The 25591-nt window shown below is 62.8% G+C and carries 22 protein-coding genes; 10 read left to right on the top strand and 12 right to left on the bottom strand.

Translation table 11 applies throughout. The features are described 5' to 3' along the window. Positions 1–20: 20 nt before the first annotated feature. The 5 genes from ACO07C_RS12420 to ACO07C_RS12400 all read right to left on the bottom strand — a co-directional run bounded on the left by ACO07C_RS12420 (position 21) and on the right by ACO07C_RS12400 (position 4734). A complete protein-coding gene (locus tag ACO07C_RS12420; RefSeq protein ID WP_421914455.1) occupies positions 21–1055 on the bottom strand; it encodes a branched-chain amino acid ABC transporter permease in 1035 nt (344 codons plus the stop codon). Then, positions 1052–1927 (bottom strand): branched-chain amino acid ABC transporter permease, encoded by an 876-nt coding sequence (locus ACO07C_RS12415; protein ID WP_421914454.1) that lies wholly within the window; start codon positions 1925–1927, stop codon positions 1052–1054. Before ACO07C_RS12415 ends, ACO07C_RS12420 begins: the two co-directional genes overlap by 4 nt. A 108-nt stretch (positions 1928–2035) precedes the next feature. Next, on the bottom strand, positions 2036–2749 hold the full coding sequence (locus ACO07C_RS12410) for an ABC transporter ATP-binding protein (RefSeq protein WP_421914453.1): 714 nt from the start codon (positions 2747–2749) through the stop codon (positions 2036–2038). Beyond that, positions 2746–3483, bottom strand: a complete 738-nt coding sequence (locus ACO07C_RS12405) for an ABC transporter ATP-binding protein (RefSeq protein ID WP_421914452.1) — start codon at positions 3481–3483, stop codon at positions 2746–2748. Before ACO07C_RS12405 ends, ACO07C_RS12410 begins: the two co-directional genes overlap by 4 nt. Positions 3484–3486: 3 nt before the next feature. Then, the gene (locus tag ACO07C_RS12400) at positions 3487–4734 is read right to left on the bottom strand and encodes an ABC transporter substrate-binding protein (RefSeq protein ID WP_421914451.1); all 1248 of its coding nucleotides are present in this window, start codon (positions 4732–4734) and stop codon (positions 3487–3489) included. 189 nt (positions 4735–4923) lie between these two features. On the opposite strand from ACO07C_RS12400, the gene ACO07C_RS12395 reads away from it, so the two are divergent. Then, complete coding sequence (locus ACO07C_RS12395; RefSeq protein WP_421914450.1) at positions 4924–5742, top strand: alpha/beta fold hydrolase; 819 nt, start codon at positions 4924–4926, stop codon at positions 5740–5742. A gap of 93 nt (positions 5743–5835) precedes the next feature. Then, on the top strand, positions 5836–7230 hold the full coding sequence (locus tag ACO07C_RS12390) for a multicopper oxidase family protein (protein ID WP_421914449.1): 1395 nt from the start codon (positions 5836–5838) through the stop codon (positions 7228–7230). 44 nt (positions 7231–7274) lie between these two features. On the opposite strand, the gene ACO07C_RS12385 is transcribed toward ACO07C_RS12390, so the two are convergent. The 3 genes from ACO07C_RS12385 to ACO07C_RS12375 form a co-directional block, all read right to left on the bottom strand. Next, positions 7275–7562, bottom strand: coding sequence for a PTS sugar transporter subunit IIB (locus ACO07C_RS12385; protein WP_023809203.1), 288 nt, complete (start codon positions 7560–7562; stop codon positions 7275–7277). Between the two features lie 17 nt (positions 7563–7579). After that, on the bottom strand, positions 7580–8041 hold the full coding sequence (locus ACO07C_RS12380) for a PTS sugar transporter subunit IIA (RefSeq protein ID WP_421914448.1): 462 nt from the start codon (positions 8039–8041) through the stop codon (positions 7580–7582). 73 nt (positions 8042–8114) lie between these two features. Next, the gene (locus tag ACO07C_RS12375) at positions 8115–9521 is read right to left on the bottom strand and encodes a PTS galactitol transporter subunit IIC (protein ID WP_421914447.1); all 1407 of its coding nucleotides are present in this window, start codon (positions 9519–9521) and stop codon (positions 8115–8117) included. A 379-nt stretch (positions 9522–9900) separates the two neighbouring features. Between ACO07C_RS12375 and ACO07C_RS12370 the strand changes: the two genes are divergently transcribed. After that, the gene (locus ACO07C_RS12370) at positions 9901–11217 is read left to right on the top strand and encodes an NAD(P)H-dependent oxidoreductase (protein ID WP_421914446.1); all 1317 of its coding nucleotides are present in this window, start codon (positions 9901–9903) and stop codon (positions 11215–11217) included. 19 nt (positions 11218–11236) lie between these two features. Here the strand turns inward: ACO07C_RS12370 and proC are convergent, their stop codons facing one another. The 3 genes from proC to ACO07C_RS12355 form a co-directional block, all read right to left on the bottom strand. Next, positions 11237–12052, bottom strand: a complete 816-nt coding sequence (proC, locus tag ACO07C_RS12365) for a pyrroline-5-carboxylate reductase (RefSeq protein ID WP_421914445.1) — start codon at positions 12050–12052, stop codon at positions 11237–11239. Between the two features lie 117 nt (positions 12053–12169). Further along, complete coding sequence (locus ACO07C_RS12360) at positions 12170–13489, bottom strand: O-antigen ligase family protein (protein WP_421914444.1); 1320 nt, start codon at positions 13487–13489, stop codon at positions 12170–12172. After that, a complete protein-coding gene (locus ACO07C_RS12355) occupies positions 13458–14456 on the bottom strand; it encodes a glycosyltransferase family 2 protein (RefSeq protein ID WP_421914443.1) in 999 nt (332 codons plus the stop codon). The genes ACO07C_RS12360 and ACO07C_RS12355 overlap by 32 nt, the downstream gene beginning before the upstream one ends. Before the next feature lie 173 nt (positions 14457–14629). Between ACO07C_RS12355 and ACO07C_RS12350 the strand changes: the two genes are divergently transcribed. From ACO07C_RS12350 to ACO07C_RS12340, 3 genes are read left to right on the top strand one after another with little or no spacing between them, the layout of a single operon-like run. Beyond that, positions 14630–15802 carry a glycosyltransferase gene (locus ACO07C_RS12350; RefSeq protein WP_421914442.1) on the top strand — a complete coding sequence of 391 codons (1173 nt, stop codon included), beginning with the start codon at positions 14630–14632 and terminating at the stop codon, positions 15800–15802. After that, the gene (locus tag ACO07C_RS12345) at positions 15799–16593 is read left to right on the top strand and encodes a WecB/TagA/CpsF family glycosyltransferase (protein WP_421914441.1); all 795 of its coding nucleotides are present in this window, start codon (positions 15799–15801) and stop codon (positions 16591–16593) included. Before ACO07C_RS12350 ends, ACO07C_RS12345 begins: the two co-directional genes overlap by 4 nt. Beyond that, complete coding sequence (locus tag ACO07C_RS12340) at positions 16590–17516, top strand: DUF6492 family protein (protein ID WP_421914440.1); 927 nt, start codon at positions 16590–16592, stop codon at positions 17514–17516. The genes ACO07C_RS12345 and ACO07C_RS12340 overlap by 4 nt, the downstream gene beginning before the upstream one ends. A 43-nt stretch (positions 17517–17559) precedes the next feature. Here ACO07C_RS12340 and ACO07C_RS12335 read toward each other — a convergent pair whose 3' ends face one another. Next, positions 17560–18858, bottom strand: coding sequence for a lipopolysaccharide biosynthesis protein (locus ACO07C_RS12335; protein WP_421914439.1), 1299 nt, complete (start codon positions 18856–18858; stop codon positions 17560–17562). Positions 18859–19055: 197 nt separating this feature from the next. Between ACO07C_RS12335 and ACO07C_RS12330 the strand changes: the two genes are divergently transcribed. The 4 genes from ACO07C_RS12330 to ACO07C_RS12315 all read left to right on the top strand — a co-directional run bounded on the left by ACO07C_RS12330 (position 19056) and on the right by ACO07C_RS12315 (position 25561). Then, positions 19056–21653, top strand: a complete 2598-nt coding sequence (locus ACO07C_RS12330; RefSeq protein ID WP_421914438.1) for a GNVR domain-containing protein — start codon at positions 19056–19058, stop codon at positions 21651–21653. Positions 21654–21820: 167 nt separating this feature from the next. Further along, positions 21821–22720, top strand: a complete 900-nt coding sequence (folD, locus tag ACO07C_RS12325; RefSeq protein WP_421914437.1) for a bifunctional methylenetetrahydrofolate dehydrogenase/methenyltetrahydrofolate cyclohydrolase FolD — start codon at positions 21821–21823, stop codon at positions 22718–22720. An 11-nt stretch (positions 22721–22731) separates the two neighbouring features. Then, positions 22732–23730 carry a GlxA family transcriptional regulator gene (locus ACO07C_RS12320; protein ID WP_421914436.1) on the top strand — a complete coding sequence of 333 codons (999 nt, stop codon included), beginning with the start codon at positions 22732–22734 and terminating at the stop codon, positions 23728–23730. A 154-nt stretch (positions 23731–23884) separates the two neighbouring features. Continuing rightward, the gene (locus tag ACO07C_RS12315) at positions 23885–25561 is read left to right on the top strand and encodes a vWA domain-containing protein (protein WP_421914435.1); all 1677 of its coding nucleotides are present in this window, start codon (positions 23885–23887) and stop codon (positions 25559–25561) included. Positions 25562–25591 lie beyond the last annotated feature (30 nt).

Genomic DNA, 25591 nt, shown 5'->3' with positions numbered 1-25591 from the left:
GCAGCCGCATTTCGAACCGCTCAGGCCGGGCGCTTGAGGCGCCCGGCGGCACCATTCCAAGCAGCCTTGATCATGCCGGCAAGTCCGCTCGGATAGGCCAGCATGACGCCGATGATAAGCACCGCCGTGATCATCGGGCGCCATGCCCCGAAGTCGGCCATCCATTCGGCGAAGATCGTCAGCACGAAGGATGCGATGATGGCGCCATAGATGGTGCTTGTGCCGCCCAGCAGCACCATCGACAGGATGATCGTCGCCAGGCTCATGCCGAAGACATCGATAGAGGCATTGCGCTGGTAGGCGGCATAGAAGGCGCCGGCCATGCCGGTGAAGAAGGCGCTCGCGGCAAGCGTGAGCATGCGTTGGCGCACGATCGAAACGCCGCGGCTGATGGCGTATTCTTCATTGTCGCGCAAGGCAACGACGCTGGCCCCTGTACGTGAGCGTACGAAGACGCGCAGGAAGAGCGTGCTGGCCACCAGCATGGCCAGGGCAATGTAGAAATAGGCGAATTTGCCGTCACGGACCATGTTGTGGTCGAACCAGTAGAGCCCAGGAATTCGCACCAGTCCTTGCGTGCCGCCTGTGATGTCGGACTGGCTTAGGATCACCTGCATCACCAGCTGCGCGAAGCCGAAGGTGACCAGGATGATGTAGATGCCCTTCAGCCGCAGGATCGGCACGGTCACCAGGATCGCCGCCATCGTGGCGATCACACCGCTGGCCAGCAGAGCGATCCAAGGGTCGAGCCCGGCCAGCTTTGTCAACAGGCTGTAGGCGTAGACGCCGATGCCGAACAGCGCGAGGTGGCCGAAATTGAAGACACCGCCATAGCCGAGGCTGAGGTCCCAGTTCGAGGCGACGATGGCATAGATGAAGGCCGTGATCAGGATGTGGCGGGCATAGGTATCACCGAAGATCAGCGGCAGCAGCGCCAGCAACGCGAAGCCGAGGACGAAGCCGACGGCCTCGTGCTTCCACGGCGTGCGGCCAGGCGCGACCGGGGTTGCCGTCGTCGTGCGGATGGGGGCGATCGGCGAGGTCGTGTCGGTCATGCGAGGCCTCGGGAACGGCTGGCGAAGATGCCTTCGGGGCGCACCATCAACGTCAGGATCAACACGCCGAACAGCAGTGCCGGCGTCCAGTACAGGCCGAAATAATAGCTGCAGGCGGCTTCGAAGAAGCCGATGAGATAGGCAGCGAAGATTGGCCCGGATATGCTCGATATGCCGCCGAAGACGACGACGATCAGCGCCTTGAGCAATGGATCCGCGCCCATCACCGGCGACATGAAGCGATAGCCGCCCATGAAGATGCCGGCGAGGCCGGCGAGCGAAGCCGCGATGGCGAAGGCGAGCCCGTAGAGCGCGGTGACGTTCAGGCCGACAAGGTGGCTCGCATCCTCGTTCTGCGCCACGGCGCGCAGCGCCAGCCCCAGCCGCGTGCGGTTGAGGAACATCCACAGCGCGGCAAGGATCAGCGGCGTGACGACGATGATGGCGATCTGATGCAGGGAGACGCCGACGCCGCCGATCGTGGTGTTGCCGTCGATCAGCGCCGGGATCTGCTTCGAGCGTGGGCCCCAGATCGTCAGGGCGCCGTTCTCGATCAAGGAGCCGGCCGCCAGCGTTGTGATGACGACGACCAGCACGATGTTGGGTCGGCCGATCAGCGGGCGCACGACGCTTGCCTGCAATATCCATCCGACGCCGGCCATGACGACGACGGCGATCGGGAAGGCGACCGCTGCCGGGAGCCCGAACTCGACCAGTTGCCAGGCGATATAGGCGCCCAGCATCATGAACACGCCGTGGCTGAAGTTGAACACGCCGATCGTTGTCCAGACCAAAGCGAGCCCGACCGCCATCATGGCATAGAGCGAGCCCTGGAACAGGCCGCCGAACAGGATTTCCGCCAATGCGCTCATCCCAGGATTCCTTGAGCATTTCGCGACCGGACGAAATCGCCTTGCATCGCGGCAACGCGGCTAAAACAGACAGAACGGAATGCCAGGTTCATTCAGATGCGTCCCGCTCTAATGGCCAAAATACATCGACATGATCTCGCCGTGGTCGAGGCTTTCGCCGGGCTTGATCTCGGTCGCCACCGCGCCATGATTGACGAGGTAAAGTTGTTGCGTCAGTTCCAGCAGGAACTCGATGTCCTGCTCGACGACGATGAGCGGCACGCCGCCGCGCGAAATGTCCAGAACGGACGCACACAGTTCGTCCTTTATCTTGGGCGCCAGCCCAAGCGTCGGCTCGTCGAGGATCAGCAGCCGCGGATGGCTCATCAGCGCCGTGCCGATCGATACCATCTGGCGCTCGCCGCCCGACAGCGTGCGCACGCGCTGGCGCCAGCGCTGCGCCAGCTTGGGAAACAGCTTGATCACCTTTTCCCTGTTCTCCGCCTCATGCGGACGGGCTCGCGCCGAATAGGCGCCGAGCGCCATGCAGTCGGCGATGGACAGGTCGGGAAACAGCCGGTTGCCCTGTGGCACATGGATCAGGCCGGTGCCGACGATGGCCCGTGCGCTGTGGCCGGCAATATCCTGTCCGTCGAACAGGATGCGGCCGCTCCTGGGCTGGAGCAACCCGGAGATCGCCCGCAGGAGCGTCGTCTTGCCGTGTCCGTTGGGGCCAAACAGGCCGACATTGCCGAAGCGGCCGGCTTCCAGCGAAATATCGTGCAGTACGGTCACGCGGCCATAGCCGGCGGTGACGCCTTGCACAGTGAGGACGGGGGTCACGCGGCCGCCCTCCTTGTTCCCAGATAGGCCTCGATGACGCGTGGGTCGGCGATCACGCCGGCGGGGTCGCCCGCGGCGAGAACACGGCCATTGTTGAGCACCAAGAGATGCTGCGAAAGACTCATCAGGAATGTCAGCACGTGCTCGATCAGCACGATGGTGATGCCGCGTTCGGCGGTGCGGCGGATCAGGCCGATCGATGTCTCAATCTCCGGCTTGGTCAGGCTCGATGCCGGCTCGTCAAGCAACAGCATGCGCGGCCGCATGGCGATCGCGGTCGCCAGCATCAGGCACTTTCGCTCGAACACGGATAGCTCGCCGGCAAGACGTCCGAACGACGTGGACCCCAACCCGACAAACTCCAGCGCCTCGGCTGCCGCATCGCGGGCCGCCGCGGCCGATCTTTCCTGCTTGCCGTAGCTCGCTCCGATCAGTGCGTTCTCGAACACCGTCAGTCCGTCGAAGCTGGTCTCGCGCTGGAAGGTGCGGGCAAGGCCAAGACGGGCGATGGCATGTCCTGGCTTGCCGTTGATCGCCGTTCCGTCGAACCGAACCTGTCCCCGGTCCGGGCCGAACGGAATGCCGGTGATGATGTTGAACAGCGTGCTCTTGCCACTGCCGTTCGGGCCGGCGATGCCAAAAATCTCGCCGGCCTCGACCTTGAACGACACGTCGTCGACGGCCTTCAGCGAGCCGAAGCTCTTGGAGACGTCGTCAAGCTCGAGAAGCGCCATTCGTTATTTCATCCAGGGCTGGAGCTTGAAGGCGCCGGTTGCGTATTTCTCCGGGGAAATCAAGGTGCGCTGGCCATCCCAGATCTGGAAGAAAGTGATGGGGATGTAATCGTCGCCCTGCGTGGCAAGGTGGGTGGCGGGATCGAACTTCAGCCGCCCCTCGGCCACCTGCTTGTCGGTTTCCGAAAGCGCCTTCATGATCGCCGCATGGTCGGACGCGCCGCCGGCCTTCTTGACCGCGTCGAAATAGACATTGGTCATTTCGTAGAGGCCGACGCCATAGGTGCCGCTCTCGACGCCATACTTGGCCTTGAACTTGGCCGCCACCTCATCGGCGCGTGGGTTCTTCGGCGTGGTCAGCGCGCCGCCCAGCAGATTGTAGATGACGCCGTCCGACTTCTTGCCCGTGAGCTCGACGAATTCCGGGACGCTCGGCGCATATTGCAGGAAGACGAGGCTCTTGGTCGGCTGCTCCAGGAACTGGTTCAGGAATGATGCGGAATTGCCGGGCAGATAGTCGGTGTTGATGACCACATCCGGCACGTTCTCGCGCACCTTGGCAAGGATCGAGCGCCAGTCAGTGACTTCGCCGAACGGGACGATCTCGTCGACGGTGATGGTCCAACCCTTCTCCTTGAAGGTCTTCTTCATGCCTTCCGAGATGGTCTTGGAGTAGGCATTGTCGGAAGAGATGATGGCGACCTTCTTGGTCGGCAAGGTGATCTTGCCGTCGGCCGCGAGCTTCTCGACGAACAGGGTCACGTCGGTGTTGTAGGCGTCGAAGGAAGGCGTCAGCGACCAGCAGCACATGTATTTGTCGGGGCTCGGCGCGATGATGTCCTTGGTCTGCTGCGACGTGGCCGCGAGCATATAGGGCATCTCAGCCTCAGCCATGTTGTCGATCTCGAAATTCGTCAGGCTGGCGTATCCGGTCAGCATGAATTGCACTCCGGGGTCGCCAAGCAGGCGCTCGACCGCGCTGGTGACGTTGCCGGCGGACTGATCCTTGACGTCGCCGACAACCAGTTCGAACGTGTTCCCGGCAACGCCGCCGGCTGCGTTCGCCTCGTCGATGGCCATCTGTACGCCGCGCTGGAATTCCTGGCCGTCCGCCGCGGCCGGGCCGGTGATCGGCGCGAGCAGGCCGATCTTGACGACGTCGGCGAAGGCGCTGGTGGTGGCCAACGCGCCGATCATTGCCGTGCTCATCAGTATATTGCGAAGTCTGGTCGCTGCGATTGTCGATTTCATCGTCTTGTTCCCTCTTTTCCTCCCACTCATCGGGAGTTGGATAATTGACAATCTACGCACAAATGTTCTTATTTGAAAAGGATTTTTCAACGCACGCCGGGCAAGAAGATATTCCTTGGGTGGACAGGTCGCATTGACGGTTTGGTGTGCAACTGCTTGAAAACAAGGCAACTCAAGGCGGAGCGGAACATGGCGATCTCACAGAAAACTCTTGAAACCAGCCACGGCAAGATCGCCGTTCGCGAGACCGGCGGAAGCGGAACCGCCGTCATGTTGATCCATGGCAATTCATCCTCGAGCGCGGTTTTCCGTAATCAGCTGGAGAGCCCTCTGGGCGAGCGCTACCATATGATCGCGCCCGATCTGCCCGGTCATGGCGCGTCCGGCGACGCACTCGATCCTGAGCGCTCCTACAGCATGGAAGGTTATGCCGATGCCATGACCGAAGTGCTCGGCCTGCTCGGCATCGACAAGGCCATTGTCTTCGGCTGGTCGCTCGGCGGCCATATCGGGCTTGAGATGATCGACCGCTTTCCCGGATTGATCGGCCTGATGATCACCGGCACCCCGCCCGTGGCGCCCGAGGAGGTCGGCAACGGCTTCAAGCCGAGCCCGCATATGCACCTTGCCGGGCAGGAGATATTCAACGACGCCGATGTCGAGGCCTATGCGCGCAGCACTTGTGGCGAGCCGTTCGAGCCGTTTCTCCTCGACACCGTGGCGCGAACCGACGGTCGTGCACGCCGCCTGATGTTCGAGAAATTCGCTGCCGGTACCGGCCGGAACCAGCGCGCGATCGTCGCCGGCAAGACGCCGACGATCGCGGTTTTGAACGGTATCGAGGAGCCCTTCGTCAATACGGATTTCGTCGCCGGTGTAGCCTTTTCCAACCTCTGGGAAGGCAAGACTCACCTGCTCGACAGGTCCGGCCACGCTCCATTCTGGGACTCTCCCGACCGCTTCGATCCGATCTTTGCTCGATTCCTGGCAAGCGTCGACAAGGCGTAATATATCGTGGCGCGAAACGCCACGTCTGGTGACTCGCTCGCGATCCAAGTCTGCGATAGAGCCTGACTCAGTTGGGTTTTCCCTCGGAGCTGGATGACAGTGATCACACGCCGAAGGCTTTTGAAAACGGCAGCGATCGCCGGCTTGGGCGGGGCAGGGCTTTCGGCCATGGCCAGGTTTGGTGGCTGGGCTGCCGCCAGGCCTGAACCGGTCATGCTGCAAACCGCCAAAATCCCGGCCACGTTGATGGATGGTGGCCAGACCAGGGATGTCCTGACTTATGGACATGCCGGAATGCCGCCGGTGCTGAGGATGAAAAAGGGCGAGCCTTTCGCCGCGCGCCTCGTCAACGCCATCGACGATCCGACGACGATCCACTGGCACGGCATCCGGCTTCCCAACAAGATGGACGGCGTGCCGTTCCTGGTTCAGCCCTATGTCTACACCGGCGATCATTTCGACTACGCGTTCACGCCGCCCGACGCCGGCACCTTCTGGTACCATCCGCATTGCAACACGCTGACCCAGATGGGTCACGGCCTGACCGGCGTGATCGTGGTGGAGAATCCCGGCGATCCAGAATTCGACGCCGAGGTGGTCCTCAATCTGCGCGACTGGCGTCTTGGCGATGACGCCCAGTTCATCGACCAGTTTCGACCGCGCGATGCCGCGAAAACCGGCACCTATGGCACGGTGCGCACGGCAAACTGGCTGGGTCAGCCGCAATATGACGCTCCGGCCGGAGGGCTGGTGCGGTTGCGGGTCGTCATCACCGACGTCACGCGCATCTACGCCTTTCGCGTCGACGGCGCCGAGGCGGTCGTCATCGCGCTGGACGGCAATCCGGTGCCCCAGCGTTTTGCGCCCGATGCCTTACTGCTTGGACCGGGACAGCGCATGGAACTCGCCATCCGCATGCCCGACGACGAGGGCGCGATCGTGAGCCTTCGGGACGTCCGGGGCACCAAGCCCAAGGTCCTGGCAACGCTGCGCGCGACGGGCAGCTCTCTCAGGCGCAACATTCGCGATGTTGCTCCGCTGGCGGCCAATCCGATCGCGGAGGCGGATCTCTCGGCCGCCGAGCACATTTCGCTGACGCTCAGCGCCACGGCGGAGAACATTCCGGGCGATGGCATCTGCGGTTCGCTCGGCTACACGTTCTGGGCAATCAACAAGGTGCCGTGGCCAGGCGATACGCCGGATCCAACCGCGCCGCTGGCCGAGCTGAAACTGGGCAAAAGCTATGTCATCGACATGGAGAACCTGACACCGCAGTCCCATCCGATCCACTTGCACGGCATGAGCTTCAAGGTGCTGTCGTCCTCGACGCGCCAGGTTCAGCCGCTGATTTCCGATACCTACCTCGTCCAGCCCAATGAAAAGGTCAGCCTGGCCTTCGTCGCCGACAATCCCGGCGACTGGCTGCTGCACTGCCACATCATCGAGCATCAGAAATCCGGAATGACGAGCTACGTCAGGGTGGTTTGATGTCACGGATGCGGGGCCGTGTCGGACCCGCATCCGCCCAACCGCTACTTGCGCAGTTGCGCCTCGATCTCGTCGAGAACCTTGTCCTTGCCGATGCCGGTGAGGAAGGCGAGGCCCTTGATCACCGGCTTCGTCACCGAGGCGGAGATCGGGGTGGTGGCGACGATGAAGTCGACATTGTCAGCCAGCCCCGGCACTTCGGTGGCCTTTGCCTGTTGGGCATTGAAGGTTAGCCCGCGCTTCTTCATTTCCTCGGTGACGGCGACGTTGACGGCCGTCGAAGTGGCGATGCCCGTGCCGCAGGCAAAGAGAATCGTTTTCTGTCTGGACATATCTGCTTTTCCTTGTTTCAGCCGAGTACGGCACGCACGTCGTCGAGCGTCCTGGCCGACCTCAGGCCATCGAGCGCGGCAGGGTTCTGGATCGTGGCCATGACGGTCTGCAGTGCTTCAATCTGCTTGTCCTTGTCGTTGATGGCAAGGAGGAAGACGAAGCCCACCGGCAGCGTCTCGTCGGGGTCTTCCATGTTGGCGAAGGTGACGGGTGTCTTCAATGTGCCCATGGCGATGCCTGGCTTCAAGACATGTTCCGGATCGGTGTGCGGCACCGCGACATTGTCGGGACGTTCGAGCGGCAGGCCGGTCGGGATCGTCATCTCGCGGCGAACCACCGCGTCGGCGTAGGAGCTCTTGACGTAGCCCAGCATCTCCAGCCTGCCGGCCAGGATGCGGATGATCTCTTCATTGGTGGATGCATCGGATCCGAGCACAATCGCTTCGGGGTCAAGGAGATGCATGAGTCCATCTGACATGTTTTGCTCCGTCCATAAAATCGTGCGCCCGGGAAGGGCGCACGATCGTTTCAAATTGAAGGCGTGATGAAGATCAAGCCGTGCCTTCCGCGGGTTCGTCCTCGGCGCCGGCGGCGCGTTCCCAGCCGAGGGTATTGCGGCGGTAGAGGACAAACAGCGCGGCGATGACCACGGCGATGACGAGGATGCCGATGAGCCCAAGTCCCTGGATCGCCTCTATGATCACATAGGGAACCCACAGGAAGCCGTCGACCACGGAGGTGATCTGCAGGGCATCCGCTGGCAGCTTGAAGCCCGATGCGACGGCGGCGCTGGTGAACAGCGGGGCGAGCGCGTTGGCGACGTAGAAGCCGATCGCCAGCGTCACCGTGCCGATCACCACCATGCGGAACACGTTGCCTTTGACCAACGGCGCGGTCATGGCCACTATGAAGGGGATGACCGCCAGGTCGGCGAACAGGATGACGCGGTTACCCGGCAGGATGACGGACAGGACGATGGCGATCGGCACCAGGATCAGTGACGACGAGATCGCCGCGGGATGCCCGATCAGGATCGCGGAATCCAGGCCAACGAGCAACTCGCGGTCGCCGGTGCGCTTGCGCACGAACTCCTGGGCCGCATCCGAAACCGGAAGCAGGCCTTCCATCAGGATCTTCACCATGCGCGGCAAGAGCAGCATCACCGCGGCCAGCGTCATGCCGGTACCCAGAACCTTGGCCAGCACCACGCTGAGATCGCCCGCATTGTAGAAGGCGATCGCACCCAGCACGAGGCCGATGATGAGACCCAGCACCACCGGTTCGCCGAACACGCCGAACCGACGCTCGATGGTCTCGGTGTTGATGTTGATGCGGTTGATTCCGGGGATACGGTCCATGATCCAGTTGAGCACGATGGCGATCGGCAGGATCTGCGCCGAGGCGAGATGCGGCACGGAGATGCCGGGCACGCCGTAGAACTGCTGCACCGCGCGTGCCGACCAGTCGGCGAAGAGCAGCGACAGCGCGGCGACAAGCGCGGCGACGGCGATGCCGTAGGCCAGATTGTCCGTGGCCGCGACGACAAGCGAGCCGACGAACGCGAAGTGCCAGAAATTCCAGACGTCGACATTGAGCGTGCGGGTCATGCGCGTCAGCAGGAGCACGATGTTGACAAGGATACCGACCGGGATCACCCACAGGCCGACCGATGAGCCGAAGGCGATTGCCGCGGCCGAAGGCCAGCCGACATCGATGATGTCACGGTGGATGCCGGTGTTGGTGACGATGGCCTTGGCGACGTCGCCGATCGACGTGAACATGAGGCCAAGCACGAGATTGATGCCGATGAAGGCGACGCCGATGGTGACGGCGGCGCGAAACGCCTTGCTGACCTTGGCGCCGAGAACCACGGCGATGATGAAAATGACGATCGGCAGCAGGATCGTCGGTCCAAGCGTGTCGATGGCTCCCTTGAAGCCCGCGAGAATAGTATCCATTCTTTCTCCCCCTGGAGCATCGAGTTATCGGCTCGACGCCTTGCAACGATGCTCCACTGATTTGAACCAAAGCCCCTGTTGCCGTCCCGGTACAGAGGCACTCCCCAACCCAACGCAATGCGCTATGCTCACCGGTTGAAGATGTTTCGGTGAACATTTGCCTTTGTTGGCGAACGAAAGTTTTATTATTGCTGTTCGCTACAATGTCAATTGGCAACCCTTTGGGCCAATCGACCCTCGGCAGCCGGATGTCACCGGGCAATGAAACGCGCTTTATCGGCATGATTCCGTTCGAAATTGCCGCTGGCCTGCGGTTTCGTTGGCAAAACGGGTCCGATCCCTGCTAATCCGGCGCGGATCAAGAAATGGACGCTCGCGCATGACCAACGTCTCCCTGACCGGGCTTGCCCGCGATCTCGCCAGGCGGGCCGCCGAGGGCCGCCCGGTGCGCATCGGCGTCATCGGCTCGGGCGAGATGGGCACCGATCTGGTGACGCAGGGCATGCTGATGCCGGGCATCTCTGTCTGTGCCGTCTCGACCCGCCGTCCGCATACCGCGCGCGATGCGATCCGCATCGCCTATGGCGACGAGGCGATGGCGGTCGAGGCGGACACCGCATCGAAAGTCACAAGCGCCATCGAGAGTGGCAGGATCGCCATCACCTCCAACGAAATGCTGGTGACCAATCCGTTGATCGATGTCGTCATCGACGCCACGGGAAAACCCGGTGTTGCCGCCGACTTCTGCCTGTCGGCGATGGAGCACGGCAAGCATCTGGTGATGATGAATGTCGAGGCCGACGTCACCATCGGCTGTTATCTCAAGCAGCAGGCCGATCGGCTCGGCGTGGTCTATTCGGTCGGCGCCGGCGACGAGCCGTCAAGCTGCATGGAACTGATCGAATTCGCCTCGGCGCTTGGCCTGACCATCGTCTCGGCCGGCAAGGGCAAGAACAACCCGCTCAACCACGATGCCGTGCCCGACGATTATCGCGAGGAAGCGATACGCCGCAACATGAACCCGCGCATGCTCGTCGAATTCGTCGACGGCTCGAAGACCATGGTCGAGATGTGCGCCATCGCCAACGCCACCGGCTTGGTGCCGGATGTACCCGGCATGCATGGACCCAAGGCCGATCGCGATGATCTGGCCAAGGTGCTCATCCCACGCGAGGATGGCGGGCTTCTGTTGAAGAAGGGCGTCGTCGACTACACCGTCGGCAAGGGCGTGGCGCCCGGCGTCTTCGTCATCGTCGAGGCCACGCATCCGCGCATCATCGAGCGCTTGGACGATCTGCATATCGGCCACGGCCCCTATTACAGTCTCTTCCGGCCCTATCACCTGACATCCCTGGAGGTGCCGCTGACGGCGGCGCGCATCATGCTGTTCGGCAAGCCGGACATGGTGCCTCTGCCAAGGCCGGTGGCCGAGGTCTGCGCGGTGGCCAAGCGGGACCTTGCCGCCGGCGAGACCTTCGATGCGGTCGGCGAGACCTGCTATCGCTCGTGGACCATGACCGTGGGCGAGGCCCGCGCGCAACATGCCATGCCGGTCGGCCTGCTGGAGGGCGGCAAGGTGCTGAAGCCGGTCAGGAAGGGCGAATTGCTGACCACGGACAATGCCGCGCCTGACCAGACGACGAGACTGTTCGCCCTACGCCGACTTCAAGACGAGATGCTGTACGGGGCAAGCTGAGGTCTGGAGCCGAATAGACCTATTTCCCCAGTTCGACCGATCGCAGCCGCGCCGCTTCCACCGCCTCGGTAAGAAGGTTAGTCAGCCGGTCCTCGCCCATCAGAACGCCGAGTGCCGCCGCCGTCGTTCCATTGGGGCTGGTCACCTGTTGGCGCAGCACGCCCGGTTCCTCATGGCTTTCTGCGGCCAGCGAGGCGGCGCCATAGACCGTCTGCATGGCCAGCAGCTTGGCGGTCTTGCTGGGCAGCCCTGCCTTTTCCGCCGCCACCGTCAGCGCTTCAATGAAGTGAAAGATGTAGGCGGGGCCGGATCCCGACACGGCGGTCACCGCATCCATCAGGCCCTCGTCATCAATATCGGTAACTTCTCCGCTTGCCGACAGCAGGTCGGCAACGGAACGCTTCGTCTCATCCGAGACCAACTGGTTGGAAAACACCACCATCATGCCCTTGCCGATTGCCGCCGGTGTGTTGGGCATGCAGCGCATGATCGGCGCGCGATCGCCCAGGACCGTCTCGAACGTGGCGACCGGAGTGCCGGCGGCAATGCTGACGAAGGTGGTGCGACCGTCGCCGAAACGTTTGTAGGCCGAAGTCACCTCCCGGATCACCTGCGGCTTGACGGCGATGACGACGAGCGCCGGCGCGGCATCGGCCGGGATCGCGCTTGCGTCCGCCGCGCCGCCGCAGCCGAGCGCCTCCGCGCGCTGGCGCAGTTCGGCATTGGGCTCGACCACGAAAACCGCCGATGGCGCCAGCTTGCCCGATTTCAGCCAGCCCGAAAGCATGGCGTAACCCATATTGCCGCAACCGGCGAGAACAAGCTTGATTGCCATGGAACCCTCCGAAAGAAGGTTCTCCCATAGCGCATGGCCCCGAAAATCGAAATCGATTTTCGGGAAGGATTACGCTCAAGGAAACTTAACGCTCGCGGATCCGTGGCGAGGCTCTTCTCAGGATCGATCGCGCGCCGGGATTGGCCGCAGAGACACTTGTCTGAGGCCAAGCACGCCGAGCACGAAGAACAGCCAGACCGGGTCGCCGCGATGGAAAAAGAAGCTTTCGAGGAAAGCATTGAGTGCCGTGAACAGCACCACCATCATGAAGAAGTCGCCGAGATATATGTTTTCCTTGCGCAGGGGAATGCGCATGTAATCGCGCATTGGCGCGATGAGGAATGTGTAGACCGCCACGCAAAGTGCCGGGATGCCCATCAGCACCGCGATGTCGAGATAGCCGTCATGGCCGTGCACGATGGTGCGGATATCCCATGGCCGGTCGAAGGGCTGGTCCTGGTTGAGTAGTAGCGGCGTGCCCCAGAAACTTTCGTAGCCGTAGCCTGTCCATGGCTTCTTCGCCAGCATGCTGCCGGCGAACTCCCACAGCGTTGTGCGCCCGGTATATGTCAAATCGGGGAAATAGACGGTTGCCAGATGCTTCACCGGCGGCAGGAAGACGATGCCGAGCGTGCCGACGGCCGTGGCGATGATGGCCAGCGCAAAAAGGATCGGCGTACCCAGTCGCATGCCCATAAGGCTTGGAAACATGACGATCAGGACAGAAAACGGCACCAGCCCAGCTGTCGTCTTTGAGCCGGTGTGAAACATGAAGATCATCGCCGCACAGAAGATGGCGATGCCGGCTTTGCGGCGCCCGCGCCGGAAGAGGTAGAGGCCGGCGAAGCTGAAGCAGGCCATGATTGGACCGGCAATGTTCTTGTGGGTGAACACGCCGCGCCACAAGCCGGCATGCTCCGGCTCGGTTGAATTCACCGTGTGCAGCGCCTCGTTGGGAAACACGAAAAGTCCGACATAGGAGAGGCCCATGACCATACAGGCGGTAAAGATGATGACGCTTGAAAACGCCTCGGCGTCACGCGGCAGCACCAGGATGGTTGCCATGGTCAGGATGCCGATCAGCGTGAACGACGCCGCGCGCATCGCCGATGCCGGATCGGTGGCCATCACCACCGAAAGCATGAAGAAGCCCAGCATCAGCAGCCAGGACGGGCTGAGCAGCGAGCGCACCACGCGAGGCTCGGCGAATGCCATCAGCGAGAAGATCGAGACGGCGCCGAGCGAACCGAAACCTAGCTGGTTGACGATATCGCCGCCATCGCCCGTCAGCTCCGCGCCGGCAGGCTGGAACGGGCGGAAGGACACGATGATCACGGTGAACAGCAGCGCGGCGATCGCGGTGGCGACGCCATCCCGCGTGAACGCCGCACTGAGTGGCGCGCGCTCAGTTCTTCTCAGGCTGCCGGTACTGCTCATTGGCATATCCGAATTCGGCAAGCACCCGGCCGAGTGCGACATGGACTGGATAGGCTGCCGCGGCCGGTGATCCCGTCCGCGCCAGTCTGATCGCTCCGCGAAATGGCGAAGCGGCAAGCAGCGCCAGGCTTTTCAGGAAAACTTTCACGCCGGCCATCGGGGTGCCGGCGCGTTTCTTCTTCTCAACCAGCGTCGAGATCACGCCGTTGCGCAGGCTGCGGGCGCGGATCCAGTCGGCCTCGACACGTCGGGCCGGAACGGTCTCGAACACCTTCGCTTCCGCGCACCAGCCAAGCACGAAACCTTTCTGTGCCGAACGGCTGAGGAAATCGGAATCGCCGCCGCCCATGAAATTGAATCTGAGATCGAGAAAGGGCGGGCCCATGGCGGCAAGCACATCGCGCCCCACCAGGAGGTTGCCCGACGAATAAAGCGCGGGCACGCGCCCGGTCTTGCGATAGGGTGGCGCGAAAACCGGGTGCTCGGCCCATTTCGCGTGGGCTGGGTCGGCGAAGACCGGCACTTGCGGGCCGCCGACTATGTCGGCGCCAAGCGTTTCGGCGGCCTTGCACATGCGTTCGAGCCATTGCGGCCCGGCGATCTCGTCATCGTCGATGACCAGCAGGTGTCGGAAGTTCGGGAAATGCAGGATCGCGGTCTGCCAGCCGGCATTGTAGGCGCTGCAATTGCCGCGTTGATGCGCGATGATCACCATGCCGGGGATGTCGCCTCGTTCGAACACCGGCAGTGCCGCATTGGCGCCGGCGCGCGCTTCGGCCTCGTTTTCCATGACGATGACGGCGAAGCGCCGTGCGGTTTCCTGCGCCTTCAGCGAAGCCAGCGTTTCCAGCACCTGATCGGGGCGCTTGAAGGTTGGCAGTGTGACGACCACATCAACCACTTCGGTCACAAGCCCGGCGGACCGTCCCGCGATCGATACCGAACTGTCCGATGGCAAAGGGTTCATACGCATCCAGCCGCACGGTGAGTTTGCATCTGGGTTAGCACCACGATGATAAGGTTTCGTTAATCACCTTTCACGGACAAGACTGCAAACCCAAGTCTTTCCGATGGCCATTGTGCTCGTTTAATCAAGGGTTCACCGCGCTTTGCTACCCGCTAAACCACAGGATAGGTGAGATGCATCTGCTGTTCGCCACATCGATCGTGCCCGACGGTGCTCTCGCCTCGGGTTATGAGATTGCCAACGCGGCGATCATCGCTGCCTTGCGGCGTGCCGGCGCGCGCGTCACCGTCATCGGCTTTACCTGGCCGGGAAAACTACCCGTCGATCCCGAAAACACCATCGTGCTCGGCGCCCTCGACGTGCGCACCGAAAACGCGTCGTCGCGGCAGAAGCTTGCCTGGGTTGCCAGGGCGATGCTGTCAGGTCTCACATTCGCATCGGTGAAGTTGCGCGCGGTCTCCGACAGCCAGGTTCTAGCCGCCATCAGGCATGCCGGCCCGTTCGACGGCTATGTGCTGAATTCCGTGCAATTCACCGGCGCATTCGAAAAGCTCTTCGACGATCGGCCGTCGATCTTCGTTGCGCACAATGTCGAACATCGCTCGGCACAGGAGAACGCAGCTGCCGCGGGCAGTCTCTTCCAGCGATTTCTGTTCCGCCGCGAGGCGCGGCTGCTCAAGACAATGGAAGAGCGGCTCTGCCGACGCGCGCGTTTTGTCTTCACGCTGGCCGAGGAAGACCGTGCCGCACTTGGTGTCGCCGACGGCGACCGCTCGGCGGTGCTGCCGCTGGTGACGTTCAAGCAGGCGCCGAAGCAAAGGGAGCCGCGCCAGATCGATTGCGATGCGGCGCTGATCGGCACATGGACCTGGCAGCCGAATCGCATCGGGCTCGACTGGTTCCTGGACAGGGTCGTGCCGCATCTGAGGCAGGATTTCCGCCTCAGGATCGCGGGCAGCGTGCCGTCGGGCGTTGCATCGACGCATCCCGGCGTCAAATTTGTTGGACGCGTGCCGGATGCCGAAGCCTTCGTGCGCAGTGCGGCCGTCATCCCGCTGATCAGCACGGCAGGCAGCGGTGTGCAGCTCAAGACAATCGAGACTTTCGAACTCGGCCTGCCGTCTGTCGCGACAAGCCGCTCGCTGCGTGGCATCGACCACCGCCCTGCCAACTGTGTCGTCACCGACGATCCCATCGCCTTTGCCGGCGCGCTGGAAGTGGCCGCCGGCAATGTCAGGGACGTAGACGGCAGCGCGTTCCATCACCGTCAGGTCAAGGCGCTCGACGCCGCGATCAGGCACGGCCTGGAGAAGCTTGGACCCGTCAAGCAGGAGGCCTATGCATGAACATGCATTCCGCCCGCTCTGTATCCGGCCTCGACAATCTGAAGACGATCCTGGGCATCGCGGTGCTCTCCATCCGCTGGGATGATGCGATTGCGCTGCTTGCGCGCCTTGTTGCCGAGCGGCGCTTCACCAAGATCAGTTTTCTCAACGCGCACAATGCCAATATTGCCTGTACGGACCCGGTCTTTGCCGAGGCGCTCGACGATTTCCTCATCCTGCCGGACGGGGTGGGTGTGGATGTGGCCGCCAAGCTGCTCTACGGGGCGCCGTTTCCCGACAATCTCAACGGCACGGATTTCATCCCCGCGTTCCTGCAGGCGTCGGCCAGGCCGCTCACCGTTGGGCTCCTCGGCGCAACAAGGGTCAATGCCGAGGCGGCCTCGGTAAAGTTGGCCGCGCTCGCGGTGCAGCACACATTCGTTGTCATCCACGACGGCTATTTTTCGGCCGAGCAGGAGCAGGGGATTGTCGATCGGATCGCCAAGTTGCGACCGGACATACTGCTTGTCGCCATGGGGGTTCCCCGGCAGGAATTGTGGATTGCGCGCCACATCGACCAGCGCCACTGCACACTGCCGATCGCCGTCGGCGCACTGCTCGATTTCCTAAGCGGTACGGTGCCGCGCGCGCCCTTGTGGATGCGCAGGCTGCGGGTGGAATGGCTGTTTCGGCTGATCGTCGAACCAGGTCGGCTCTGGCGCCGATACGTGGTCGGCAATCCGTTGTTTCTGTGGCGCGTCGTCCGTCAGAAACTGTCGCGCCGGACCGATCCTGCTGGAGAGGCCCTTTGAACAGCCGCTTCGTTCCAGGTGCCGATGTCGAGCCGGGCATGCTTCCCCAGATGCCCACGGCCGCGATCGTGACGGCCAGCTACGCGCCGGATTTTGAGCGCTGCCGCCTGTTGTGCGAAACGATCGACCGTCATGTTTCAGGTATGGCGCATCACTATATCCTGGTCGAACAGCGCGACGTGACGCTGTTTCGACAATTGCAGGACGGCCGCCGCACGATTGTCGACGAACGGGCCCTGCTGCCGCGCTGGCTGCACGCCTTCGACGATCCGCTCAGCCTGCTTCGCCGGCGCATCTGGTTGAGCCTGAAGACGATGCCACTACGCGGCTGGCATGTGCAGCAGCTGCGCCGTATCGCCATCGCCGCGCATGCCAGGGAAGACGTGCTGATCTTCTGCGATTCCGATGTCGCCTTCCTCAGGTCCTTCGATTGCGGCGCCTTTTGGCGCAACGGCAAGGTGCGCCTTTTTCGCCGGGATGGCGTGCTGGAGAACAGCGGCCACGAGGAACAGCGCATCTGGTCGCGCAACGCTGGTGCGGTTCTTGGCATCGATGAAGCCGTGGTTTCGACCCATGACTATATTTCGACGCTGATCGCGTGGCATCGCGAAACCGTGACGGCGATGTGTGCCGAGATCGAGAAAGTCCACGGCCGCGGCTGGGTTCAGGTCATCGGTTCGGAGCGCAAATTCTCCGAATGCATGATATACGGCCGCTATGTCGATGACGTGCTGGGCGGCGCCGGCCATTTCCATGGCTCGGAAGAGCTCTGCCGTGTCCATTGGACCGGCGAGGCATTGTCGGACGACGAATTTCGTCGCTTCGTCGCGGCCATGGCGCCGGAACAGGTGGCCATCGGCATGCAGTCCTTCATCGGCACGGATATTGGCCGCATCCGCCGGCTGATCGGGCTTGGCGGCTGACCTCGAATATCGGCGTTTCGGAAACAGCAAGCCGGCGTAGCCGCTAGACCGGCTTGGCCGGCTTGCGCATCGCCGAATAGGTGAGCAGGGCCGACGCGAGATACATCAACAGGAAAACCACGTTGAGCGAAAGCACGAGGCTGGGCGTGTCGGAGATGGTTGTCAGCACATAGGTCAGAAGCAGCGCCTTCAGCCCGGCGAGCAGTCCGAGATTGATTGCCCGCACCAGTGTCTGGCCGCGCGCGAACAGCAACTCGGCCTGGTATTCGACAAGATTTCGCAAGCCGGGAACGCAGATCGCCAGTGCCACCAGAGGCGCCGCTTCGGAGACATTCTTGCCCAGCGCGTTGGGGAAGAAGTGCAGTACGATGCCAAGCGCCAGCAGCGCTGAGGTCGAGACGACGAAAACGCCGCCTTCGATACCGCTTTTGACCGTCAGCCGGGACAACATGTCCGGCGCGCGCATCATGCGCTGCACCAGCATCATCGAGAAGGTACGGATGGGAATCGCCGTCAGGTCGACCAGCCGCATGATGATGGCATAGATACCGGCCAGATGCGGGCCGCCGATCGCCAGCACCAGCAGCTTGTCGAACTCCGACTGAAGGTAGAACAGCACTTCGGCACCGGCCACATAAATGGAATCTGCGAGCCGCCGCAAATAGAGTTCCGTACGCAGCCGCAGACGCTGGCGCGGATAGAAGAAGCCGAAGGCTAGCAGCAGCGAGGCCGCGTTGGCGCCGATATAGTACCAGGACCAGACGCCGACGGTCCGCTCCGCACTGAACATGAAAAGCACGGCGCCCAGCGCCCGCAAGGCCGTTGCCAGGATCGCCAGAAATGCGGCGCGGCCGAATTTGCCGAGACCGTTGTTGACGATCAGCGCCACCTCCACCGGCCGCCAAAGAAGGGCCTCGGCGAACACGATCGCCGCGAACACCGCCAGCGGCACGGTGCTGGCGAAGAAAATCAGATAGACACCGTAGGAGGCTGCCGCCAGCACCGGCAGCGAGGCCACGCCAAGCATCAGGAAACCGGCGGTGAACGTGCCGATCAGCCTGGGGCGGATTGTGGCGGTGCGATAAAGCGCCGAGATGAAGCCGAAGGCGAGGATGCGCGACAGCATGACGCCGGCGGCGGATGCCGTCGCGAACATACCGAATTCGGAGATCGACAATGTGTTGGCGAGCGCGATGAAATAGGCGAGCGAAAACACCAGCCGCCCGCCGGCGCCGCTGATCGCCGAGAAATAGTCGAGGAGAAGCTTCCGTCGTTCGGCCAGGAAAGAGCCGATCCGGGCGAGGGGCCGCCTTTGCGGTATGTCACTGGCCTGTGTCGTCATGCGTCCCGGAAAGATAGATGGGAAAGCTTAACGTGCCGTTCTGAAGCCATTGAGTGCATTTGGAAAAGTGTGCAATCGAGGCGGGAAACTTTGCTTCTGGTTCCCCAAAATTAACCTTTTGTTTCCTATGCCTCTTTAGCGTGGCTTAACGAATGGCCGCCCCGCCGCCCCACTGCCAAGAGTAAAGCTCAAAGACCATGGTCGACAGGGAAAACCGTGAAGACTGGAAGCGCGAGCGGTCCTTGCTCGCGCTTGGCCAGGCTGTGCGCGGCGAGGAGGACGTTGACGCTTCGCTGGTCTCGATTGGCGATCGAACAGATCCTTCATGGCGCGAGGATGCCGCCACGCGTCATCGCCTCGCACGTTCGCGGCGTGAGGCGCGGGCGAATCCGACGCCTTCCGCCGCCGTCGAGGCTGGTCAGCCTGGCACGGACCAACAGTTCACACCCACCCCGCTGCTCCCCGAGGCAACTGACCAGACGGACGCGTCATCCAGGCTGGCTGGTTTGCTGCCGGGTTGGCTGGGTGGGAAACGGGCGAATGATTCCAGCGCCGAATTGCTGGGGGCCGAGACAGACCCGGCAAGCTACGCGCAAACTGTTCCACAGCCACAGCCACAGCCACAGCCACAGCCACAGCCACAGCCCGCTGCCGCCGACGCTTTCGGTTCCGCCCAGTCCCATTTGGCTGGGGAGCCCCGAATCGCCGGCGGAGAGCAATCGTCGCGTGACGAGGATCCGCAGCGGTGGAAGCCGCTGATCGATCCGATGCAGGTGGTCCGAGGCGTTGCCAGGTCGAAGGCGCTGATCGTGACGACAACGATCCTGGGCGCGGCGCTGGGCATCGCGATCGCCCTGTCGACGCCCAAGAAATACGAGGCCACCACTGAACTGGTTATCGAACCGGGCGACCTCAAGCTTTCCGACCGCGATCTTACCCAGGCGGTGGGGCAGCCCGATGCCGCGCTGGCTGTCGTCGAAACCCGCATCAGGATGCTCACGTCCGGCAACGTTCTCAACAAGGTCGTCGACAAGCTCAATCTCGTCGACGATCCCGAGTTCAATGGCCAGGGCTCCGGCGGTCTCGGCGTCATGTCGCTGGTCCGGTCGGTGTTGTCGCGACAGGATGGACCGGGCGGTGTCGACGACGTTCGCCGCCGGGCGCTGGCCGTTCGCAATCTGGCTGAGAGCCTGTCGGTCGAGCGCACCGGCAAGACCTTTGTGGTTTCCATCAGCGCCATCACGCATGATGGCGAGAAGTCGGCTCTTATCGCCAACACGACGAGGGCCGTCTTCCAGCAGGAGACGGGTCAATATCAGTCCGACATGGCCGGGCGTGCCACGGACGAACTGACGTCGAAGCTCGATGAACTGCGCAAGGGTGTCGAGGCGGCCGAGCGTAAGGTCGAGGATTTCAGGGCCACGCATGGTCTTGTCGACGCTCAAGGGCACTTGATCAGTGACGATCAGATGCTGAAGCTCAACGAGCAGCTCTCCGTTGCCCGCGCCCGCACGCTGGAACTCAACGCCCGGGCAGCGTCGGCGCGTTCGATCGATGTGAATTCCGTTCTGACCGGCACGTTGCCGGAGGAGATCAACTCAAACACGATGAGTGATCTGCGCTCGCAATATGCGACGCTTAAGCAGGAGGCTGACCGCGCCGCCGTCCGGCTTGGGCCACGTCATCCCGAGCTCCAGGCTCTCGACGCCCAGATTGCCGGCGCGCGCGAGCGGATTGCCGCCGAATTGCGCCGCATCGCCTCCTCGCTCCAGGTCGACCTGAAGCGCGCGGTACAACTCGAACAGGATCTGGCTTCCCGGCTGGCGCAGGCGAAAGTGCAAAGCGGAGACGTCAACAGCGACCTCGTCACCATGCGCGAACTGGAGCGCGAGGCAACGGCCAAGCGTTCCGTCTACGAGCAATATCTTCTGCGCTCCAAGGAAACCGGCGAGCAGAAGAATATCAACACCGCCAACATCAATGTGATCTCCCCGGCCGTCCCTCCGCTCGAGGCGAAGGGACCGTCGCGCGCCATCATTGCGCTGGCCGGACTGTTGCTGGGCCTGGCCTCAGGGGTTGGTCTTGGTGCCATGCGCGGCGTCTATGAGAGCTTGCGTGATACCGCCAATTCGAGAGCGCGCCACAGCGCTGACGAACGCCGCACGCCTTATGAGGACAAGGCCTATCAGGCAGCGCCTCCGTCCGTTCGGCCAATCGCGGTGGTCGGCGCTGACCGGCCAGGTCGCCTTGGGTCCTTTTTCTCGGTCTTCCGCAAGACAACTCCTGGCAAGCCAGTCGCTGAAGGCTCCGCCAACAGCCGTGCGAGCCAGCCTGTCTCTCAAGCTGTTCCCGAACGGGCGACGCCGATGGTACCCCAGCAGCCTGGTTACCCGCCGCACGCCGGTCCCTATGCTTCTCATCAGCAGCCCATGGCCCGACCGCCTGTGACGCATCCCATGATGCCGCTGCAAGCTGCCAACCCTGCTATGCCCTATTCCTATCCCCAGCAGGCGGGCTACCCGCAGGCGCGGTCTTGGCAGGTGCCGCCGCCCGTTGGCTACGCCCACCCACAAGGCGCGTCCCCCTACGCAGGGCAGATGTCCTATCCACAGCAGCCGGCGGCTCCCCAGGCTGTAGCGCCTCGGCAGGGCACATATCCTCGGGATCCGTCGGCCTCCACGGCTTCGGAGGCTACCGGGCAGACCCCGATCGAGGAAATCCGCGCCAGCCTGCGCGAATTCCGCGAGGCGGTTCAGGAGCTCACCGAGAGCCGCGCGCGCCGTCGCTACTTCTGAGCGGCGAATAAAACATGTCTGTTTCGAGTTAACGGCATCGGACGGCGCATTGACGGGATTGCCGCGCCGAATTTTCGTGAAAATGCCGCGCTGGCGAATTGCGTTGAGGTGCACAAGCATATGCGCTTCAGATGCGACGCCTTGGGTGGATAGTGTTGAGGGTTGTCATGGCTGAAGTGATTGACGGAAAGAGCGCCGCCGAGGACGTGGTGCGCAAGGTCAAGGCCTTGACGGCCGAGCTTGCGGCGAAAGGCAAAGCCCAGCCTGGCCTTGCCGTTGTCATCGTTGGCGAGGATCCGGCCAGCCAGGTGTACGTCGCCTCCAAATCCCGCACCGCCAAGGAATGCGGTTTCCTCTCGGTGCAGCACACTCTGCCTGTCCAAACATCCGAGCAGGACCTGCTGAAGATCATCGGCGACCTCAATGCAGATCCCGCGATCAATGGTATCCTGGTACAGCTGCCGCTTCCCGCCCATATCGATGCGGGCAAGATCATCCAGACAATCGCTCCGGAAAAGGATGTCGACGGCTTCCATTTCATCAATGTCGGCAAGCTCGGCACGGGCGAGCTCGAAACAGCCTTTGTCCCCTGCACGCCTGCCGGCTCGATGCTGCTGATCGAGCGCGTGCGCGGCAAGGATCTGTCCGGCCTCAACGCGGTTGTCGTCGGTCGCTCCAACATCGTCGGCAAGCCGATGGCCAATCTTCTGCTCGCCGCCAACTGCACCGTCACCATTGCCCATAGTCGCACCAAGGATTTGCCGGCGCTGGCGCGGACCGCCGACATACTGGTCGCCGCCGTCGGTCGGCCCGAGATGGTGAAGGGCGACTGGGTCAAGCCGGGTGCTACCGTCATCGATGTCGGCATCAACCGTATTCCGGCGCCCGAGAAGGGCGAGGGCAAGTCGCGCCTGGTTGGCGACGTCGCCTATGCCGAGGCCGCCAAGGTGGCCGGCGCCATCACGCCTGTTCCAGGCGGCGTCGGGCCGATGACCATTGCAATGCTCATGGCCAATACGCTAGCCTCCGCCTACCTTGCGGCCGGACTGAAACGGCCCTCTTTCTGAGAGCGCCTGCTTTGCCTAACCCCACTGTTCCCGCAGAACGGCCGGCCGTGAATGAGATCGTTCAAGGCGGCCGGCAGTTCGCGTTCCTGCTGGTCGACAAGTTCTCCATGTTCTCGCTGGCCGCGGCGATCGACACGTTCCGCTCGGCCAACCGGCTGCTCGGTAGCGATTTCTATGGCTGGACCACGGTGTCCGCCGATGGCGATCCGGTCATGGCTTCCAACGGCCTGCCGCTCAAGATCGACTACAGCGTCGCCGACCTGCCGCCGGTGGACATTCTCTTTGTATCCGTCGGCTTGACGACGGAATTTCCGGGCAAGAGCAAGGTCCTGGCGGCGCTGCGCAGCTGGGGCCGGCGCGGCAACGCGCTCGGCGCGCTCTCGGTCGGATCCTATCTGCTCGCCGAGGCCGGCCAGCTCGAGGGGTATCGCTGCACCATCCATTGGGAAAACCGCGCCGGCTTCGTCGAGCGCTTCCCCGACATCAACTGCACCGGCAACGTCTTCGAGATCGATCGCAAGCGCTACACCTGCGCCGGCGGCACGACCTCGATCGACCTGATGCTGGAAATCGTGCGCAGTGATTTCGGCTCGAATCTCGCCAACGGCGTTGCCAATCAGTTCCAGCACGAGCGCATCCGCTCGGCCGGCGACCGTCAGCGCGTGGGGCCTGAACGTGATCTGACCGGCAAGTCCGAGAAGCTGCGGCGGATCGTCGAATTGATGGCCGATCATCTCGACGAGCCGCTGTCGGCGGTACAGCTTGCCAAGTCGGCGGGCCTCTCGGTGCGTCAGGTCGAACGCCTCTTCCTGCGCCATCTCAGCGTCACCCCCGGCCGCTACTACATGCGGCTCCGCCTCGAGCGCGCACGCGAATTGCTGCGCCAGACCAACATGCCGATTCTCGATGTGGCGATCGCCACCGGCTTCACGTCGCATTCCTATTTCGCGCAAAGCTACCGGCTGCAGTTCGGCCGGCCGCCGTCCGAAGAGCGCCGCACCACATACTGAGCCGGTTTCGCCCGGCCGGCATGCCCTCAGTCCGGCTCTTCTGCCTCAGCCATTCACACTCAGCTTGCCGTGAGATGACGACGCTCGGGCTTGTGCCTCGCGGCCACGTCAAATAGCTTTCGCACGCGGACCAGAGGCTTCTCGGGAGATTGACATGGTGGGATTTTCACGGAGCGCCGCTGCGGCGCTGCTCCTTCTCTGCACGACGACATATGGCTTCGCCGCCGAGCGCGTGATCATCATACTCGATGCCTCCGGTTCCATGTGGTCGCAGATCGACGGCAAGCCCAGGCAAGAAATCGCGCGTCAATCCTTGAGGACCGTGCTGCAGTCGATCCCGGCCGACAGGGAGATCGGCTTCATGGCCTATGGCCATCGCGAGAAGGGCAGTTGCGAGGATATCGAGCTGATCGTGCCGCCGCGGCAGGGATCGGCAAGCGCGATCACCACGGCTGCCGACGGCCTGAGATTTCTGGGCAAGACACCGCTGACGGCAGCCGTCAAGCAAGCGGCGGAAGCCTTGAAATACAAGGAAGACAAGGCCAAGGTCGTTCTCATCACCGATGGGATAGAAACATGCGGCGGTGATCCCTGCGCGCTGGGCAAGGAGTTGAAGGCGTCCGGTGTCGATTTCACCGCCGACGTCGTCGGCTTCGGCCTGAACTCAGACGAGGGAAGGCAGGTGGCATGCCTGGCTGAAAACACCGGGGGCAAATACATCCAGGCTTCGGACGAGAAGGCGCTCCGCGACGCGTTGGTCGAAACCATGGCCGCGGCCGCCCCGGCGCCAGCACCCGCGCCACAGCCTGGGCCTGCCGCGCAAGCCGCGCCCGTTGTCGCGCCCGCACCCGAGAAGCCCGAATTCAATTTCCTGCCGACCGCCGTGTTTGCAGACGGCGGCAGTGCTGTGACGGACGGCAATGCGTGGGAGATCTACAAGGCTCAAGCCGACGGCACGCGAGGCGACCTCGTCACAACCGAATACGGTGCCTACAAGGGCAATCTGGAGCCGGGCGAATACCTTGTTGTCGCACGCGACGGCGAGGTGAAGACCGAGCAGAAGCTGAAGGTCGAGGCTGGCCAGGTCTACAAGCCCGTCTTCACCTTGAATGCCGGCACGCTCGTCATTCATCCGCGGCCGAATGAGGGGGCCGATGTTCTGGATGGCGCGACGGTCGAGTTCGTCTATCCGGGCGGCAGCACCACCTCCTATGGCAATTCCACGGTCATCGTGCCAGCCGGCGAGCAGCAAGTCACGGTCAAGATCGGCAGTGGAACGGTTACTGAAACCATCCAGCTCGCAGCCGGCAAGACGGTGGAGAAGGATGTGATCGTCGGTGTCGGAAACATCAACGTCAACGCCTTCTATGTTGCCGGCGGCGACAAGGCCGATGGCTCCGGCATCGACTTCCAGATCGTCAAGGCGAAGAAGGGGATCGACGGTACCAGGGAGAATGTCGACAACTCCTATGGGCCCGACAGCAAGTTCTGGCTGCCGCCCGGCGACTATGTGGTGGTCGCGACGGTCGATCTGGCGGTTGTCGAGCAGCCATTCACGATCAAGGCCGGCGAGCATCAGGACCTGAAAATCGCGATGAACGCCGGCGTGTTGGCCATTACCGCGCCCGGCGCCGAGAAGATCGAGATCTTTGACCCGAAGAAGGATGTCAACGGCAATCGCAAATCGATCGGCTATGCCTATGATCAGAAATACCAGACTGTAATACCGGCGGGCGATTACGTGGTCGTAGCCGGAAAGTCGGACACCAGTTCGAAGGAAAGCAGTGTCACGGTCAAAGCGGGAGGACGGGCCGAACTGACGGTGCAATAGGAGCAGCGCCTTTTGCCACTTGGAAGGGCG

The sequence above is a fragment of the Mesorhizobium sp. genome (assembly GCF_965229135.1).
Lineage (GTDB): Bacteria > Pseudomonadota > Alphaproteobacteria > Rhizobiales > Rhizobiaceae > Mesorhizobium.
This window is presented reverse-complemented; position numbering and strand designations above follow the sequence as displayed.